This is a genomic window from Leptospira ognonensis (genome assembly GCF_004770745.1).
Taxonomy (GTDB): domain Bacteria; phylum Spirochaetota; class Leptospiria; order Leptospirales; family Leptospiraceae; genus Leptospira_A; species Leptospira_A ognonensis.
Genome location: NZ_RQGD01000025.1, coordinates 37,767 through 53,269, shown reverse-complemented (window position 1 = coordinate 53,269; position 15,503 = coordinate 37,767). Strand labels below are relative to the sequence as shown.

Sequence of the window (15,503 nt, the reverse complement as noted above, 5' to 3'; positions counted from 1 at the left end):
TGATTTTAAGTGAAATATCTTTGTTATGTTACTATTGCCATATTTTTTTTATTTCTACCAAATCTATACTCCCAAAGCAATGAAACGAAAACTATTGAGGTAAAGGCCGAAACAGACAATTCCTCTAAGAATGTAAATTTTTCGAAAAACCCTACTTCCTTCCAAAAAGAAATCTCTCTTGAAGGAAGTAAAAATCGCTACCTATCCTTACCTGATATTTTGGAAAGAGAGGCGGGCATTCGGATTCGTCAATACGGAGGTCTTGGATCCTATTCCACTCTATCCATTCGCGGGACAAATCCTAACCAAACAAAAGTTTACTGGAATGGCATCCCACTTAATAATTCCCAGGGGGGCGAGATCAATCTTGCTGATTTACCATTTGATAATTTAGAAAAAATTGAGATATATAAGTCATCGACACCTGCAGGCTTTTCTGGATCCAATATCGGCGGCTCGATCAATTTAGTTTCAAAAACTGGGTCTATCAAGCCGAGCACGCGGATCACCGTTCAAGGAGGAAGTTTTAATACTGTCAAATCTACTATTTCGCATACAAATTCTTTTAAAGATGGTTCCTTTTACGTGCAGGCATTAGGTGAAAAATCCGATCAAAATTTTTCTTATTTTAACAATAAAGGTACCTTACTATTTAATACGTATGATGATTCAATAGATAGACGTAAAAATGCCCAATATGAAAAATCTGGCTTCACTGGAAATTTAAATTACAATATTGGAAAAACGACAGTATCACTTTTGAATGACTACCTCTATCGAAAGCAAGGTCTACCTGGTCCGGGCAATCGTCAGACTGATTCAGTTGAAAGAAAATTTTCAAAATTATCTTCTGCCATTTCGACGAATACGAAAGAATTTTTATTCGATCAATTGGCTCTTGAAACAAAACTTTTCCACAACCGCTCTCGCGATGATTTATTTGATCCAAAAAGCGAATTCACTTCTGGCATACCAGATTCGCGAACTGATATTTCACAATATGGCCTCCAAATTACCCCTGTACTCTATTTATTAAAATACAATCAAATCCTACGCCTTTCGCTAAATGCCGAGCAAGAATTCTTTAATCGCCTTCGTAAACGAAGTGACCATGAAACAGAATCTAAAGATCCCTCAAAACGAAGAGATTACCAAAGCTTACAAATCCAAGACGAATTCCGATTTTTTCAAAATCGACTTTTCATTGTCCCTCAAATTCGTTTTGACAGATATAAAGACAGGTTCGGAAAAGATTTAACATCCGTTAGAAATCAATTCAACGATCCCTTAACTGATCAATTTGTTGTAAACAGAAATTTTACTAATCCGAGCCTAGGATTAAAATGGATCATATTGCAGAATGCAAACTATGATTTTGGAATCATGGGAAATATCAGTAAGGAATTTCGGATTCCGACTTTCATCGAGCTATTCGGTGAACGTGGAAGCATAGTAGGCAATACACTACTCAAGCCTGAAATGAGTCGCAATTCTGATTTAGGCTTCTTTGCAAAATCAAAGGTCGCAAAAAATTGGAAGTGGGATTTTGAAATTGCCCATTTCCAAAAGAAAATTTACGATATGATTTTATTTTTACCCAACTCTCAGTTCACCTTGCGACCAGAAAATGTTGATTCTGCGATCATCAACGGAATCGAAACAAGTAACTCGATTACTTGGAACCAAGGATGGAAATTTAATATACAATATACATACCAAAATGCAAAAAACACTTCCGACGCACCAGCGTTAAACGGTAAATATTTACCACTCCGACCTAAAAACCAAATTAGTTCCCAAATTACTTATTTCAAAGATTGGGGAGAGATCGGTTTCGAGTATCTATTCATTGGTGCCAACTACAGAGACAGATCCAATGAATATTTTGGCTACCTTCCTGCGCGTCAAATCTATAATTGTTTTTTCACATATATACCATACCGGGACCTCGAATTGGAGCGGGAATTTTTGCTCACATTTGAAATTAGAAATTTAACAAACAAACAAGTGGAAGATTTAGTTGGCTATCCTCTGCCTGGACGAAGTGTCTACCTAACAGGGAGTTACCGATTCTGATATGATAGTATTTAACAAAAAGAGCACTTTGGCATTTCTTTGTTTTCTCCTTCAATGCAATCAAATGGAGATCAATAAACCAGACTTATTCCAATTTCTATTTCTTTTTTCCTCTCCGACTTCTGTTGGGGTCATCACTACTGACTTTGGAAGTGGGGGCAGGTTTAAATCTTTTGATCCAAATTCTTTGACTCCTTCACCAACTTCTGCGCTCATTCACTCAGATGCCATCGGAAGATTTTTTAATAATAAAGTTTATATCATCAATAGACTTAATCGCGATACCATCCAAGTACTAGATCCCAATCTTGCCTATTTAACTGTCCAAGATTTCAGTGTAGGCCAGGGTAAAAATCCGCAAGACATCTCCGTATGGAATAACAAGTATTATGTTGCTCTTTATAATGCAGATTACATTCCTATATACAATGCTTCTACGGGCATCCAACAAAGTTTCATATCCTTATCTGCCTACAAAGAAAGTTTTTCGAGTTCAGGTACTCCAGATGCATTCGTCGAAATTGGAGCCATGGTCCAACATGAATCAAGTCTATTTGTAACATTACAGAGATTAGACAGAAACGACGTCTCTGGATTTTTCCCACCAAATTCTGATTCCCTACTCATCGAAATTGACATGAATCTAGACCAGGTCATCGGTGTTTATACTCTCCCAATCAGAAATCCATCCGGCAGAATCTATAAAAAAGTGATCTTCGGTGATCTATATCTTTTGATCTCATGCGTTGGTTACGTTGGATTTTTATCTAGAGCTGATGGTGGCATTCTTGCATTCCATCTACCCACGAAAACTTTCCGTGCCAATGCGCTCTTTGCTGAGTCCACAGCGGGTGGCGATATCCTCAATTTTCAGATCAAAGATGAGTCTATTGGCTATGCGTCTGTACTTGATGCGAGTTTTAAAAAAACCATACAGGCCTTTCGACCAGCCACAGGAGAGCGATTAGGAACTCTACTAGAGATCCCTGGTACGACTGGAGTTAGCCTAAATGGGATGGCTCTGACAATGGATGGAAAACTCATCATTGGTGTTACAGACTTTAAAAATCCAGGCTTGAATGTATATGACACAAATCAGGGCAATGTTTTACTGAGTCCAACACCGATTTCCGTTGACCTTACGCCGCTAGATATCTTCCAGTTGCAAAATTCGGATTAATTCATACTATGGAAAATCAAGAGGAATCTAATCTATGTTAACTCTTTTAAAGAACCCCCAGGGACCGATCTCGAAACAAGTACTACTTGTTGTTTTAGATGGTGTAGGATACACCGAACATGGCATAAAAGAAGGAAATGCAATAGCGGCCGCAAAAATGCCTGTTCTCAAAAAATTATGGTCTGAACACCCTTCCGTTTTCTTAAGAGCTCACGGAACTGCTGTGGGTATGCCAAGTGATGAAGATATGGGAAATTCGGAAGTTGGTCATAATGTGCTCGGCTCTGGAAGAATATTTGACCAAGGGGCAAAATTAGTAAGTGCCTCAATTGCATCCGGTTCCCTTTTTGAGGGCCCCATCTGGAAAAAAATAATAGATCAGGTCAAAACAAAAACATCCACCTTGCACTTCTTAGGCTTATTCTCCGATGGAAATGTACATAGTCATATTGACCATCTAAAAGCAATGATTGATGTTGCAAAAAACGAATCAGTCAAACGCATACGCATTCATATCCTACTCGATGGTAGAGATGTACCAGAAAAATCTTCTTTGGAATATTTGACACCCTTTGAATCATTACTAGATTCTTTAAGGGCTAAAGGTCTCGATATTGCGATCGCTTCCGGTGGCGGCAGAATGGAAATCACCATGGATCGCTACGATGCTGATTGGTCCATGGTGGAACGGGGCTGGAAGATCCATGTTCTAGGTGAGGGTCGCAAGTTTAAATCAGCAAGAGAAGCCATTGAAACTTTCTATAATGAAGATCCGAAGCTTATAGACCAGTATATGCCTGGTTTTGTGGTGTGCGATGAAAATGGCATTCCGCTAGGCGAAGTCAAAGATAACGACTCAGTCATCTTCTTCAATTTCCGAGGTGACCGCTCGATAGAAATCTCACGTGCTTTTACTGAAGAGTCGTTTTCATTTTTTGATCGCGTTCGTTTCCCAAAAATTGAATTCGCGGGAATGATGCAGTATGATGGTGATTCATTTATCCCCAAACAATACTTAGTTTCTCCACCTCAAATAGATAGAACCATGGGAGAATACCTTGTAAACGAAGGTGTCGCTCAGTATGCGATTTCTGAGACACAAAAATATGGTCATGTTACCTTTTTTTGGAACGGAAATAAGTCGGGTTATTTCAATCAGTCCTTAGAAACATATGAGGAGGTAAAATCAGATATCATTCCTTTTGATCAAAAGCCAGAAATGAAAGCAAAGGAAATCACGGACACTCTTGTCCTTGCGATTCAATCTCATAAATACCCATTTTTACGAGTTAATTACCCCAACGGCGACATGGTTGGGCATACTGGAAATATGGAAGCCACAATCAAAGGATTAGAATATCTTGATGCTTGCATAGATAGACTTGTAAAAATTTGCAAAGAAACGAATACGTTGATGTTCATTACAGCAGACCATGGAAATGCGGATGAGATGTACCAATTAGATAAAAAAGGAAACCCACAAATTTCAACAAAAGGAGAGCCCGTTCCTAAAACGAGCCACACTCTCAATCCTGTTCAATTCGTAGCATTCGATCCCGATTCCGAAATACAGTTTCGGAAAGACTTAAAGTCCTATGGCCTTGCAAACGTAGCTGCGACTGTGCTCGATGCCTTAGGATTTCAGGCTCCAGAAGGATATCACGAGAGTCTAATAAAAAGATAACATGCGTTTTGTTTTTTCTCTTTTTTTCACTTTCTTTTTCATTATTTCCTGTGGTGAAGATTCCATGGGATCTTTATCGGAAGATAAGAAAAGCGAAATTAGGCAGAGATTAAAGGCAGAAAATTACCAAGGTGTGGTTCTCATCGCAAAAGGAAAAGAAATCCTCATGCGTGAAACGATTTATAACAAAAGGGGAGACAAACCAAAACAATTATATAGAAAACATAGCTTTCCCTTAGGAGAATCTTCTAAACCGTTTACGACCTATGCGTTAAAAATTCTGCTCCTTGAAAAGAACATTAAAGAATCCGAATATGTGAAAACCTATCTCAAATGGTTTCCGTATCCTAAAGTTCGCATACAAAACTTGCTCTCTCATACGAGTGGACTTCCCAAGCTTTTAGAACTCGATCCAAATTACGACGCAAATGACCCGAAAAACCAAAGATCGAAATTGAAAACTTTACTTTCGGAATCCAAATTAAAACCTGCATTCCCCGAGGGAGAGTATTGGAAAAATAGTCGATTGGATTATTTTGTATTGGCCTATTTGATTGAGGAAATATCTAAAAAAACTTTCAAAGAATATTTACAAGAAAAGATTTTTTCTCCCTTACACCTCGAGCATACTTTTGTCGATATGAGTGATCCAGTCCTAGGCAATTCTGGAATTTATTCGAATCCGGAAGATTTAGTGCTTTGGAAAGATGAACTATTTAAACCAACACTACTTTTTAAAAAACAGGTAGATCGTATTTTCGAAAGAACTATATTGCGTGATGCCGTTGCCAGTGATCCGATCTTTTTCGGAGAAGGAGTATTCGTCGGAGACTACTTTCATTGGACTTACGGAAATGATAAAGGTATTTCAAATTTCATTTACCAAGATAGAAAAAGTGATTTTTTCATTTGTCTCGCAAGTCCATGGGGAGATTCCAAAGGGGAATTATCTTCTTATAAATCTATCATCACTGAAATTATGTTTGGCGGCAAAAGATTAAAATTAAAGGAACCTATCAAATCAGAATCAGAAATATCTTTAGAAGATGTAATGAAGGAACAAAATGTACCTGCTGTCGGAATTGCCGTATATAAAAACCATTCCCTTTTTTGGAAAAAGAATTTCGGTGTGCGTAATCTCGAGACCAAAGAGAAAGTTACAGATCGTACCTTATTTCGTGCGGGTTCTTTATCTAAAACTACAATCGTCTTCACAGTTGCATCACTTATTGATACCAAACGACTTGATCCCTTCCAGAGTTGGAATGGAAAACTGCGAAAATTTAGAGTCGGTTTAGGGAAGAAAAAAAAAGGCGAAATCGTAAATCTTGATCAACTTCTCTCGCATACAAGCGGGCTCACGGAAAAGGGAAACTGGGATGATCCGATCAACAGTGGCAAAAAGCATATAACGGACATTAAAGATATCTATTCTACGAAAAATGGAAATGGACTTGAATTATATTACACTCCTGACTCTAAATCTCGATACTCAGGAGGAGGCTATTCCATCATTCAAGAAGCACTTGTGGATGCCTTACGAATGAATTTTCCAAAAATCATCGAACGTTACGTAGGAGAACCTTTGCACTGGTCCGAGAGCACCTTCCGACAAAATTTGTCGGCAGAAGATGACCATTGTGACGGACACGACGAAGAGGGAAAACTACTTCCCCTCAAAAAATTCATTACGCCAGAACTTGGGTCGGGCGGTCTCTGGACACGACCTGAGGAAATCGGCTCTCTTTTTAATGAGATTGCAAAAGCCAATGTGGGAAAATCGGAACTGATTTCGGAAGCAACGGCAAAGTATTTGCTCACTCCCAAAATGAGCGCCGCCAATCTTACCGTACATGCACTGGTGGGAAGGGGGTTTTTTCTGAATCGAACGGGAAATTCTGAGTATTTTTTCCATGGTGGCCATACCATGGGTCATAAGGCCCTTGCATTTTTTAACTCTCGAAAAGGGTACGGAATCGTGATTCTGACCAATTCCGAGAATGGATCCAATCTGATCTGGAGGATCCTTCGAAGCGTTTCCATGCAGGAAAAATGGGATAAATTTGTAAATTAAACTGATTGACCAAACAACAAAAACGATTATTGTCTAAGCGGTTGAATGGAATACACTGAATCAAAAGTAGAAGGCGTTACGATTCTCAAACTTTTTGGAAACCTTGACATGCTAAATGCAGGGATTCTCAAAGAAAGAATCAAAGAATCTGGGTCAGCTGGAGAAATTAAATTCATTTTTGATTTAGGTGGTGTGAGTTTCATCGATTCATCTGGCTTTGGTTTGATCATGTCGTTAAACGATAAATTGGCAGCCCAAGGTGGTGGTTTAAAGATTGTTAATGTTTCAAAAACCATCCAACAAATCTTTAAAATTTCAAAAATATCCTCGGTGATCCAAATTTATGTGACCACTGAGGACGCGATTTCTTCGTTTTAAGATGTGACACTTAAAGACATCTTTTTCCAAAAGTATCTTAACTTTGAAACCTTCGGATTGTTAGGAGACATTTCCTCCATCTGGTCTAATATCACTTCCGATTTTTTTACATTTTTCATGTGCATCAATATCTCACATAACAACATCAGATTTTTAAAGTTGTTTGGATCCCTTAGTCTTAGTCTCTCCGAAAAATCACAAGCAAAGCCAAAGTTTCTTCGTTGTTTGTAAGCAAAGGCAATATAAAACAAAAATTCCGTGTCATGGGGATTTTGATTTAAATACGTTTCTGCGAGATCGATTGCTTTATCATAATTTTTTGTCTTCAGGTAGAGCTTCGATAATTCGCGAAGGCAGTAGGCATCATGCGGCTCGGACTCAAGTGCCAACTCCAAAGAAATGATCGCGTTTTCATAAAGTCCATCTCGAAAGGAGAGTATGCCTTCGCCTAATCTTCGCAAGAATTCATCTTGATGATAAGTTCCCGATTCGTTATTTGATAGTTCTTCCTGAAAGGAAATACGCATCATGCTCAAATCATCCGTTAACTCACCTAAATTTTGAATTGAATTGAGAATCTCATTTAACTTCCCTTCTCCTTCATTTACATGATGGAGAAACATATTTTCATCGTCATTGATCACTCTCTTCTCATCGAGACCGCTCAATAGTATATCATCCCTACCATCTGATCCTATAATGATTACATCACCTGGAGTCATGGCGAAAACTTCTATCACTACTTCTTCCCCACTCATCTCTGTGAATCCTATCTTTCGTAGCGAATTTCCAGGATTGATGAATTGAGCTGTCTCATCTCGATACAAGACAGGCCAAGGGTGTTCCGCATTAATGTAATAAAGAGTTCCGGTTTCTTCGTCCACGAGGCCCATAATCGCAGATATCAACATATGACCATCAAAGCTGATAAATACATTGTGAATTTCTTGGAAACACTCTTTTAACCATCTTTCCGGATGTCGATCTTGGATGTATTTTAATTTTTGAGTTCTTGTCAAAATAGATTTAAAGACTGTCCCCATAACAAGTGCTCCACCAGCACCCTGGATGGATTTTCCCATGGCATCTGCATTTAAGAAAACAGTATATTTTTTATCCATAAGAAAAATACTATCTGCAAGAGTGAGATCACCTCCGATCTCGCTCTTTCGATTGCGAAAGCTAAACTCTTTTTTTTGCCTTTCCAATATCGAGATTCTGACTGTCTCAGATTTTGAAAAAATGCCACCTAATGGTTTAATAAGAAGAGATGTTAAAAAATAATCACCATCCTGCTTTTCCTTCAACTCCCGAATTTCAGCTAAACTTATGTTTAATTCTAAAGTTCTACGTGCGACCATTTCCTCTAAATGATTTTGATGGTGTGAAAGTTCCTCTTTCATACCAACGAAAACTCGCCCCATCTGACCGATCTCGTCAGACCGATGCGTGGGTAGAAGATTTGGTTTCCAGTTTTCTAAATCGTTCATTGCAAACGTTAAAACTTTTATAGCTTCCACCATATCTCTGGAGAATACAAATGAGATCAAAAAAATGATGCCGAATAACAGAAAGGCAGCGATGACAAAAAACGTCCAAATTTGAAACGTTTTCGTCTCCACCTCATTCTCATCAATCATAACTGTAAAATTTAAATCAGGAATTGTATTTTCTTTCCCTGTATAAGGAATTTTTACTATGTAATACGGCTTATCTTTATAATGGAACCTTCGATTGTTCTCCAACAAATCAGGCTCTTCTTTGATGATTGCTCTCATTAGATCCGAGCCGATGGTTTTTAGATTTGTGTTCTGGTAGATTGCGAGATGTGTGCGTTTGTCTCTGGAAATTGTTTTAGTAAATTCATCATCCACGACCTGGCCTATGAGGATCGTGGCATTATCAAACAAGGGAGATGCGAGTCGAAATCCCAAACCACTATGCCCATTTTCAATGCTTGCGAAAGTCTCTCCTTGCAGAGCTTTTTGGATCATCGGTTGGTTAACTTTGCTATCACCAAAATCCTTTGGCCGATGAGCACGAAACTGGACAATGCCCCGTTTATCTCCAATTTCAAAAATCGAGAGATCGTATTTTGACATGAGAGATTGAAAAAATTTTAGCTCACTCATCAGGACGTTTCGATTTGAAATTCCGCGCCTTAAGATACTGTTTGTTGTTGGATTGCTCGTGATTTCATTGAGTAATAATTTTAATTTTTCTTCCTTGAATTCCAGTTCTCTCTGAAAGTTCCGGGAAAGATCTTCTGCTCTTTGTGTTTGAGGGATGTTCTTTACAGCCTGAAGCAGGTAGGCAAAACTTGTGGTAAGTGCCACCAAAAGTAATATTTGACTTACACTTAGTATCAAAAGAAATTTATATCGAATGCTCATGGTTTTGTTTCCGATCTTCTTTATACCAGAGTTTCATTTCAATCTGATGACATTCTATTAAATCATATGTTTCATCTTTGTATTATAGGATCATGAAATCAACTACACTCTTTTTTTTCTGCCTTCTTTTGGTTCTGATCGTTTTTCTAACGATCGAGTATTTTGTTCATAAACATACCCTTCGTCATTTTAAGATCAGAATTCATGTCAATGGTACACGTGGAAAATCTAGTATAACAAGACTCATCCGAGCTGGTCTTTCAGAAGCAGGAATTAGCACTTTTGCGAAAACAACGGGTACTATGGCAAGGATGATCTATCCCGATGGTTCAGAACATGCGATCCAAAGATGGGGAAAGCCTTCCATACTGGAACAAATTGGAATACTAAAAACTGCCAAAATTGAAAAGGCTTCTGCAATCGTCATTGAATGTATGGCACTTGAACCCAGATACCAATGGGCTTCGGAAGGCCAGATCTTAAAATCTCATATTGGTGTGATTTCAAATGTGAGAGCAGACCATTTGGAAGTGATGGGTCCAACATTACGAGACGTTACACTCGCTCTTTCCTCTGCTATTCCCGTCTCAGGAAAATTATTCTCAAACCCAGTCGTTCACGAGGATATCCTGAAAACGGCTTGCGATGAAAGAAAAACGAAATTAGAAATACTAACAGAAACAAATCGATTCCAGATCACAGATGCTGAAATGGATAATTTTTCCTATTGGGAACATAGAGAAAATGTCAACTTAGCCCTTGCCGTCTGTAATGAATTAGGTGTCGATAGAGAAACGGCACTAAGTGGTATGTGGAAGGCAAATCCAGACCCTGGTGCACTTCTTCCGACGACGATTCATTTTTTCGGGAAAGACATTATCTATTTAAATGCTATGGCGGCAAACGATTCAGAAAGTACTCGAAAAATTTGGGATGAGTATTCTTTGCGTCACAAAAAGGAGAGAACTGCATACATTTTGTTCAACTGCAGAGAGGACCGTATGGATCGAAGTGCTCTTATGGCTGAAGAGATTGCACAATGGGATGGAATCGAAGCTATTTTTTTAATCGGAAGTGGAACAAAATATGCTCTTCATACGTTAAAAAAGCGATGCAAGGAAGGAGCCCACATTTTCAATTGGGAGTCTGCGGAACTAGATCATATATTTGAATCACTAGTGGAACAAGTGAAAGAAAAATCCTATATCATTGGTTTGGGAAACATTGCGGGTATTGGTCTCGAAATGAATCAATATCTGAAGAATCGAGCGAGTTCTAGTTTATGAATGACATTCTATCTTTATCCATTGGACTCAGTTTGCTGATCAGTCTTGTGTTTTCCGAACTTTTCGGGATCGTCGGCCTTGGTCTCGTTGTTCCCGGATACATAGCCTTACACTTAAATCATCCGAAAAATTTACTTGTCACTTTTTCCGTAGCAATCCTTGCCTATCTTACTGTTGAATTGTTTTCCTATTTTTTTATTCTTTTTGGAAAAAGAAAAACAGTACTTATACTCTTGTTTGGCTATTTTTTCGGTTATCTTTTTAATTATCAAATTTTGCCAGAGCTTGAATCTCCTCTAGTTTCAGATATTCGAAGCATCGGATTCATCATTCCCGGATTGATCGGAATTTGGTTTGAAAGACAAGGCATCATCGAGACCAGTTCTATATTGATTATAGGTTCGGTTCTTGTCAAAATTTTACTCATACTCATTCTTGGTTCAGAGATAACATGATTAGACGTGTTTATTGGCATCTTTGGAAACATTCGCGGATTGGAATCGCGATCCTCGCCTTACTTGCTATAGGTGGATTAATAACAATCGAATCATGTAAAGTAAAAAAAGAACAGCCATATTATAAAAAGAAAATGCAAGCCGCAAAATTAGCGAAACGCGCCTTCTCTGCCATTAGACCCGAATTGCTTAAATTAAAAAAACCAGATTATTTAGAATTAGATCCAGCAAACACAGGTTTGATTGGCGATTTTTTAAGTCCTGTCACCAGTAACTCTGGTTCCCTTACTGCAAAACAGACTTCTATCAATCCGAACTTTGCAGCTGTTTTTGTCCAATTGCTAAAGAAAGCTGGCGTAGAGGATGGAGATACCATCGCTGTGGCTATGTCAGGATCATTCCCTGCTATGAATATCTGTGCGTATGCGGCATTTGAAACTTTAAAATTAAAAGTGATTATAGTCGGAAGCGTCTCTGCGAGCCAATACGGTGCCAACCATCCTAAGTTTTTATGGCTAGATATGGAATCCGTATTTATAGAAGACTCTATTTTTACAACGAAAACAAATTTTGCCTCTCTTGGCGGGACCCAAGATAAGGGCATTGGTATGTCTGCAGAAGGGAAATCTCTTTTGCTAGCTGGCATTAAAAGAAACAAAGTAGCGTTGTTAACTCCCACTAGCTTTGAAGACTCCATCAAACAGAGAATGGAGATTTATACTAAATTTGCAGGTACGAAACCGATCAAAGCATTTGTAAACGTTGGTGGGGGCACAACGATCCTCGGAACAAGTTTAGGCAAACAAATTTATAAAAGCGGTCTTATCAAACAATTGCCTGAAGACGTCAATCCGCCTAACTCGGTTTTAAAATCCTTTCTGGAGAAAGATATACCTGTCATCAATTTCATTCAAATAGAATCCTTAGCACGAAAGTTTGGATTACCATTAACGCCAAAGATTACACCTAACCCGGGGGAGGGGAAGGTATTTTTGCAGGAAGAATACAATCCGTATCTTTGCCTACTTGTCCTGGCATATCTATTCCTTGGCCTCTATGGCATCACCAAAAGAGGTTGGGGGCAAAACCCGATCGACTTCCAACTTCCCCAAACCGTTCGACGAAAAGAGGGGAAATAAGGAAAAGACTTGAATCAATTTTTAAACTCTGTCAGTCTAATTACGTGATCAAGATTCTGATTTTATCTTTTCTCCTGTATTATGTGTTTCGGATGATAGCTCGGTTTTTGACTTATCCGGCGCGCATGAACCATGATAGAGAAAATCCCCGTGTATTCGTCTACCGAGAGGACGTCCAAAACCTTAAAAATTCTCCGAAAGAAAAAGACATTTCTGACAAGGGCCGCGTCATCGACAAGTAACTGACATTTTTTCCTTTTCCACCGTGTGGAAAATTCGCAACGTCCCGATAATCAATTTAGCATGTCTCTCCTGATCCGTTTCAGTTTGTTTCTTGTTTTCCTTTTTACGATCCACTGCGGGATTCCAAAGGGTGATTTTGGATGGGCTACCTCTAAAGCAGAAAGTCTCGACCTCTTAGAGCGTCACATTCAGATGATTACTGATTATAAAATGATGCGAGATGGACTGATCTTTTCTCCGAATGATACCATTCATTATGTGTATACATTTTCTCGGAACCCTGGGATCGAAACAGATTTCTATATCTCCCTCAATCGATACGAACTAGATTATGTAGAAATAGATATCAAAAAAAAGAATGTCGAAGCTGAATCAGCATCAATTCGCGATAGTTTTTCACAGCTGCGGACGGGAGAATACTTGATAAAAATTGTTCATGATGGAGAAGTCCTAGATGAAGTAAAGTTTCAAGTACTACCTGAGGAAGGTTATACCGAGGAAATCATAGAACAAGAACTTGCAGCTGAGCAAGAAGATGAAATTATCAAATACTCTCGTTAAATGGCGACAAAACCACACCATTTTCAATAATTTTTAAGACTCTCTTTTTCTCTTTTAATGCCGCCTGAATTTCGGTCTCTCCCCCTAGCTCAATCACAGAATCATAATATTCTATTGCTTTCTTAAAGTCTCGATCAAATTCAGACAACACTCCTGACCTAAATAAAACTTTGAGAACAGGGATTCTATCTAACTTTGTTTTTAATACTCGAAGTCTAGCTTCCTGGTCTTCAATTTTTAGATCCAAAAGCCGGTATTTTGATAATGCTTCATCTTCTGTGGTAACAAGAAGGTCTTTTTTTATTTTTTGCTTTTGGTTTTTCAAATTTCCCAATTCTTTCTCAGCAGCAACAAGCTCCAGATCAATATTTTTCCATTTAGTATAGGAAAGATTCAGTTTGTTACGTTCTGCATCTGTTTTTCGATTTTGCTTATCAAGCTTGGCGAGGTAATAAAATGCGACTCCTTCCAGATCCTCCTTTCCTGTTTCCTCTGATAGACTTGGATTCCAATCTTTACTATTTCTCTCCAACCAATAGGAAAAGTATGCGCTAGATTTTTTTAGATCTCCGATGTGCTCCGCAAAAAAGACGCCCATTTCGAAGGAAACTCGAGTTTTATCTTTTGTATCAGGAGATAGTTCGAAATATTTTTCGTAATATCCACTCGCGATGACCTTACGTTTGATATCTGCATTAAGAGTCGCAATACGAAGATAAGTATAAATCAATTTTTCTTTTTGTGCTTCATCAAGGTTCTTTTCCTTTGAAAGAAGATTTACATACTTCTCGAAGAAATCGATTGCCTTGGCTTTTTGGCTATCTTGTCTGTATTGTTCGGCCACATCATAAATCACATTTGGATTGTCTGGCCATTGGCTGTAGGCTCTTTCGAGTATTAATTCATAAGCAAAAAAATCAACATTGCGCTTATAATCAAATAATACATAAATCCCTTTTCCAGCTGTTCCCAGTTTGTTGATGATTTTTAGCCTTTCTTTATTATCATCTTCGACCTTTTTAACCACATTCGCCATTTCAAACAGGGTCATTGAATCTGACTTCTGTCGATCCGAAAGATATTTTCCATATCTTTCTTGGACGGAGGCTTCATATTGTTTTTTAGCCTCCAAAAAGAGCCTATCTTTTCCTAGGATAATCTGGTCGAGTCTTGTCTCTTCTCGCTTGATTTCCAATAAAGGCGCGTTTTTTCTGGCAAGATTAGCGATGATTACATGTTTTTCATCCTTACTCTCTCTTAGTTCCTTCTCAGTTTTTCTTAAATTTTCATACGCAGATTGATGGTCTTTTGCCTGGTTCACCCAGTTTCCCTTATAGTCTTCTTTTTGCCATTCCCCACTGCGATACATATCTTCTGTTAGGTCTAAAGGATGGTAACGAAAGGCCGCAAGGTAATGTCTTAAAGAAGGTGCTGTTTTGCCGTTTTCTGCATAAAGCTTAGCGGCTCTTATGTGAAGATCATATAAGATAGGAGAATCTCGAACAATGAAAGTTTCGGAGTCCTTATGAGTATTCTGCCAAAGTAACAACCGAATATCATTTTGATCGGACCGAGAGTTATAAATATTTCCTCTTTCCCGATCTTCCCATATACGTTTCTCTTCTATGAACTGACTGTAATATCTTTTTAAAAGTCCTTCTGCTTCACGAATCTTGGTCTCGTTCGACTTTGGGCCTGTCTCGGCTGTCGGATCTGTTGGAGTTACGATCCCATCCGCCGGTGGAATTGTTGTTGTATCTGCGGGTGGTCTCGGAGTCTCTTTGAAGGCAATTCCCGAATCTTCATCAATGGGGATTCTCTTGTCCGTATCCAGCCTTTGGAGCTCTTCCGGTGATATGACCTGCAGTGGATTTAGGTATAGATCCTTAAGCGCATATCGCCTATCCTCTTCTCCTGCCACAAGCTCTGTTGCCTGCCTTAAAAAAAGGACGGTCAGAACAAGGAAGAAGATTCTTTGCATTTTTAAAGCCATACCCACTACTCCTATCGGCTAAAAAAGGAGAACGGCTTACC

At 38.6% G+C, this 15,503-nt stretch carries 11 protein-coding genes; 9 read left to right on the top strand and 2 right to left on the bottom strand.

What is annotated here, in order from left to right; genetic code table 11:
- Positions 1–9 precede the first annotated feature (9 nt).
- Genes EHQ58_RS09350 through EHQ58_RS09330 form a run of 5 tightly spaced genes read left to right on the top strand, consistent with a single transcriptional unit; the run spans position 10 to position 7,392 of the window.
- Positions 10–2,076: a TonB-dependent receptor gene (locus tag EHQ58_RS09350; RefSeq protein ID WP_135623637.1), complete on the top strand. Its 2,067-nt coding sequence runs from the start codon at positions 10–12 to the stop codon at positions 2,074–2,076.
- 1 nt (position 2,077) lies between these two features.
- Positions 2,078–3,256, top strand: a complete 1,179-nt coding sequence (locus EHQ58_RS09345) for a hypothetical protein (RefSeq protein WP_135623636.1) — start codon at positions 2,078–2,080, stop codon at positions 3,254–3,256.
- A gap of 34 nt (positions 3,257–3,290) precedes the next feature.
- Complete coding sequence (gene gpmI / locus EHQ58_RS09340; RefSeq protein WP_135623635.1) at positions 3,291–4,940, top strand: 2,3-bisphosphoglycerate-independent phosphoglycerate mutase; 1,650 nt, start codon at positions 3,291–3,293, stop codon at positions 4,938–4,940.
- Between the two features lies 1 nt (position 4,941).
- A complete protein-coding gene (locus tag EHQ58_RS09335; RefSeq protein WP_135623634.1) occupies positions 4,942–7,014 on the top strand; it encodes a serine hydrolase domain-containing protein in 2,073 nt (690 codons plus the stop codon).
- A gap of 45 nt (positions 7,015–7,059) precedes the next feature.
- Positions 7,060–7,392 (top strand): STAS domain-containing protein, encoded by a 333-nt coding sequence (locus tag EHQ58_RS09330; RefSeq protein ID WP_135623633.1) that lies wholly within the window; start codon positions 7,060–7,062, stop codon positions 7,390–7,392.
- Here EHQ58_RS09330 and EHQ58_RS09325 read toward each other — a convergent pair.
- Positions 7,389–9,785 carry a PP2C family protein-serine/threonine phosphatase gene (locus EHQ58_RS09325; RefSeq protein WP_135623632.1) on the bottom strand — a complete coding sequence of 799 codons (2,397 nt, stop codon included), beginning with the start codon at positions 9,783–9,785 and terminating at the stop codon, positions 7,389–7,391. The genes EHQ58_RS09330 and EHQ58_RS09325 overlap by 4 nt on opposite strands.
- Positions 9,786–9,877: 92 nt before the next feature.
- Between EHQ58_RS09325 and pgsB the strand changes: the two genes are divergently transcribed.
- The 4 genes from pgsB to EHQ58_RS09305 all read left to right on the top strand — a co-directional run bounded on the left by pgsB (position 9,878) and on the right by EHQ58_RS09305 (position 13,469).
- Positions 9,878–11,071, top strand: a complete 1,194-nt coding sequence (gene pgsB, locus EHQ58_RS09320) for a poly-gamma-glutamate synthase PgsB (protein WP_135623631.1) — start codon at positions 9,878–9,880, stop codon at positions 11,069–11,071.
- Complete coding sequence (pgsC, locus tag EHQ58_RS09315; protein WP_135623630.1) at positions 11,068–11,526, top strand: poly-gamma-glutamate biosynthesis protein PgsC; 459 nt, start codon at positions 11,068–11,070, stop codon at positions 11,524–11,526. Before pgsB ends, pgsC begins: the two co-directional genes overlap by 4 nt.
- Complete coding sequence (gene pgsW, locus EHQ58_RS09310; protein ID WP_135623629.1) at positions 11,523–12,665, top strand: poly-gamma-glutamate system protein; 1,143 nt, start codon at positions 11,523–11,525, stop codon at positions 12,663–12,665. The genes pgsC and pgsW overlap by 4 nt, the downstream gene beginning before the upstream one ends.
- A gap of 303 nt (positions 12,666–12,968) precedes the next feature.
- Positions 12,969–13,469, top strand: coding sequence for an LIC_12238 family plasminogen-binding lipoprotein (locus EHQ58_RS09305; protein ID WP_135623750.1), 501 nt, complete (start codon positions 12,969–12,971; stop codon positions 13,467–13,469).
- Here EHQ58_RS09305 and EHQ58_RS09300 read toward each other — a convergent pair.
- A complete protein-coding gene (locus tag EHQ58_RS09300; RefSeq protein ID WP_135623628.1) occupies positions 13,453–15,462 on the bottom strand; it encodes a BAR domain-containing protein in 2,010 nt (669 codons plus the stop codon). The genes EHQ58_RS09305 and EHQ58_RS09300 overlap by 17 nt on opposite strands.
- Between the last annotated feature and the right edge of the window lie 41 nt (positions 15,463–15,503).

Excerpts from the sequence above, each read along its gene's own strand:
- EHQ58_RS09330 (WP_135623633.1), top strand. The coding sequence starts at position 7,060 with ATGGAATACACTGAATCAAAAGTAGAAGGCGTTACGATTCTCAAACTT.
- pgsC (WP_135623630.1), top strand. The coding sequence starts at position 11,068 with ATGAATGACATTCTATCTTTATCCATTGGACTCAGTTTGCTGATCAGT.
- EHQ58_RS09325 (WP_135623632.1), bottom strand. The coding sequence starts at position 9,785 with ATGAGCATTCGATATAAATTTCTTTTGATACTAAGTGTAAGTCAAATA.
- EHQ58_RS09345 (WP_135623636.1), top strand. The coding sequence starts at position 2,078 with ATGATAGTATTTAACAAAAAGAGCACTTTGGCATTTCTTTGTTTTCTC.
- gpmI (WP_135623635.1), top strand. The coding sequence starts at position 3,291 with ATGTTAACTCTTTTAAAGAACCCCCAGGGACCGATCTCGAAACAAGTA.
- EHQ58_RS09305 (WP_135623750.1), top strand. The coding sequence starts at position 12,969 with ATGTCTCTCCTGATCCGTTTCAGTTTGTTTCTTGTTTTCCTTTTTACG.
- EHQ58_RS09335 (WP_135623634.1), top strand. The coding sequence starts at position 4,942 with ATGCGTTTTGTTTTTTCTCTTTTTTTCACTTTCTTTTTCATTATTTCC.
- EHQ58_RS09300 (WP_135623628.1), bottom strand. The coding sequence starts at position 15,462 with ATGGCTTTAAAAATGCAAAGAATCTTCTTCCTTGTTCTGACCGTCCTT.
- pgsB (WP_135623631.1), top strand. The coding sequence starts at position 9,878 with ATGAAATCAACTACACTCTTTTTTTTCTGCCTTCTTTTGGTTCTGATC.
- pgsW (WP_135623629.1), top strand. The coding sequence starts at position 11,523 with ATGATTAGACGTGTTTATTGGCATCTTTGGAAACATTCGCGGATTGGA.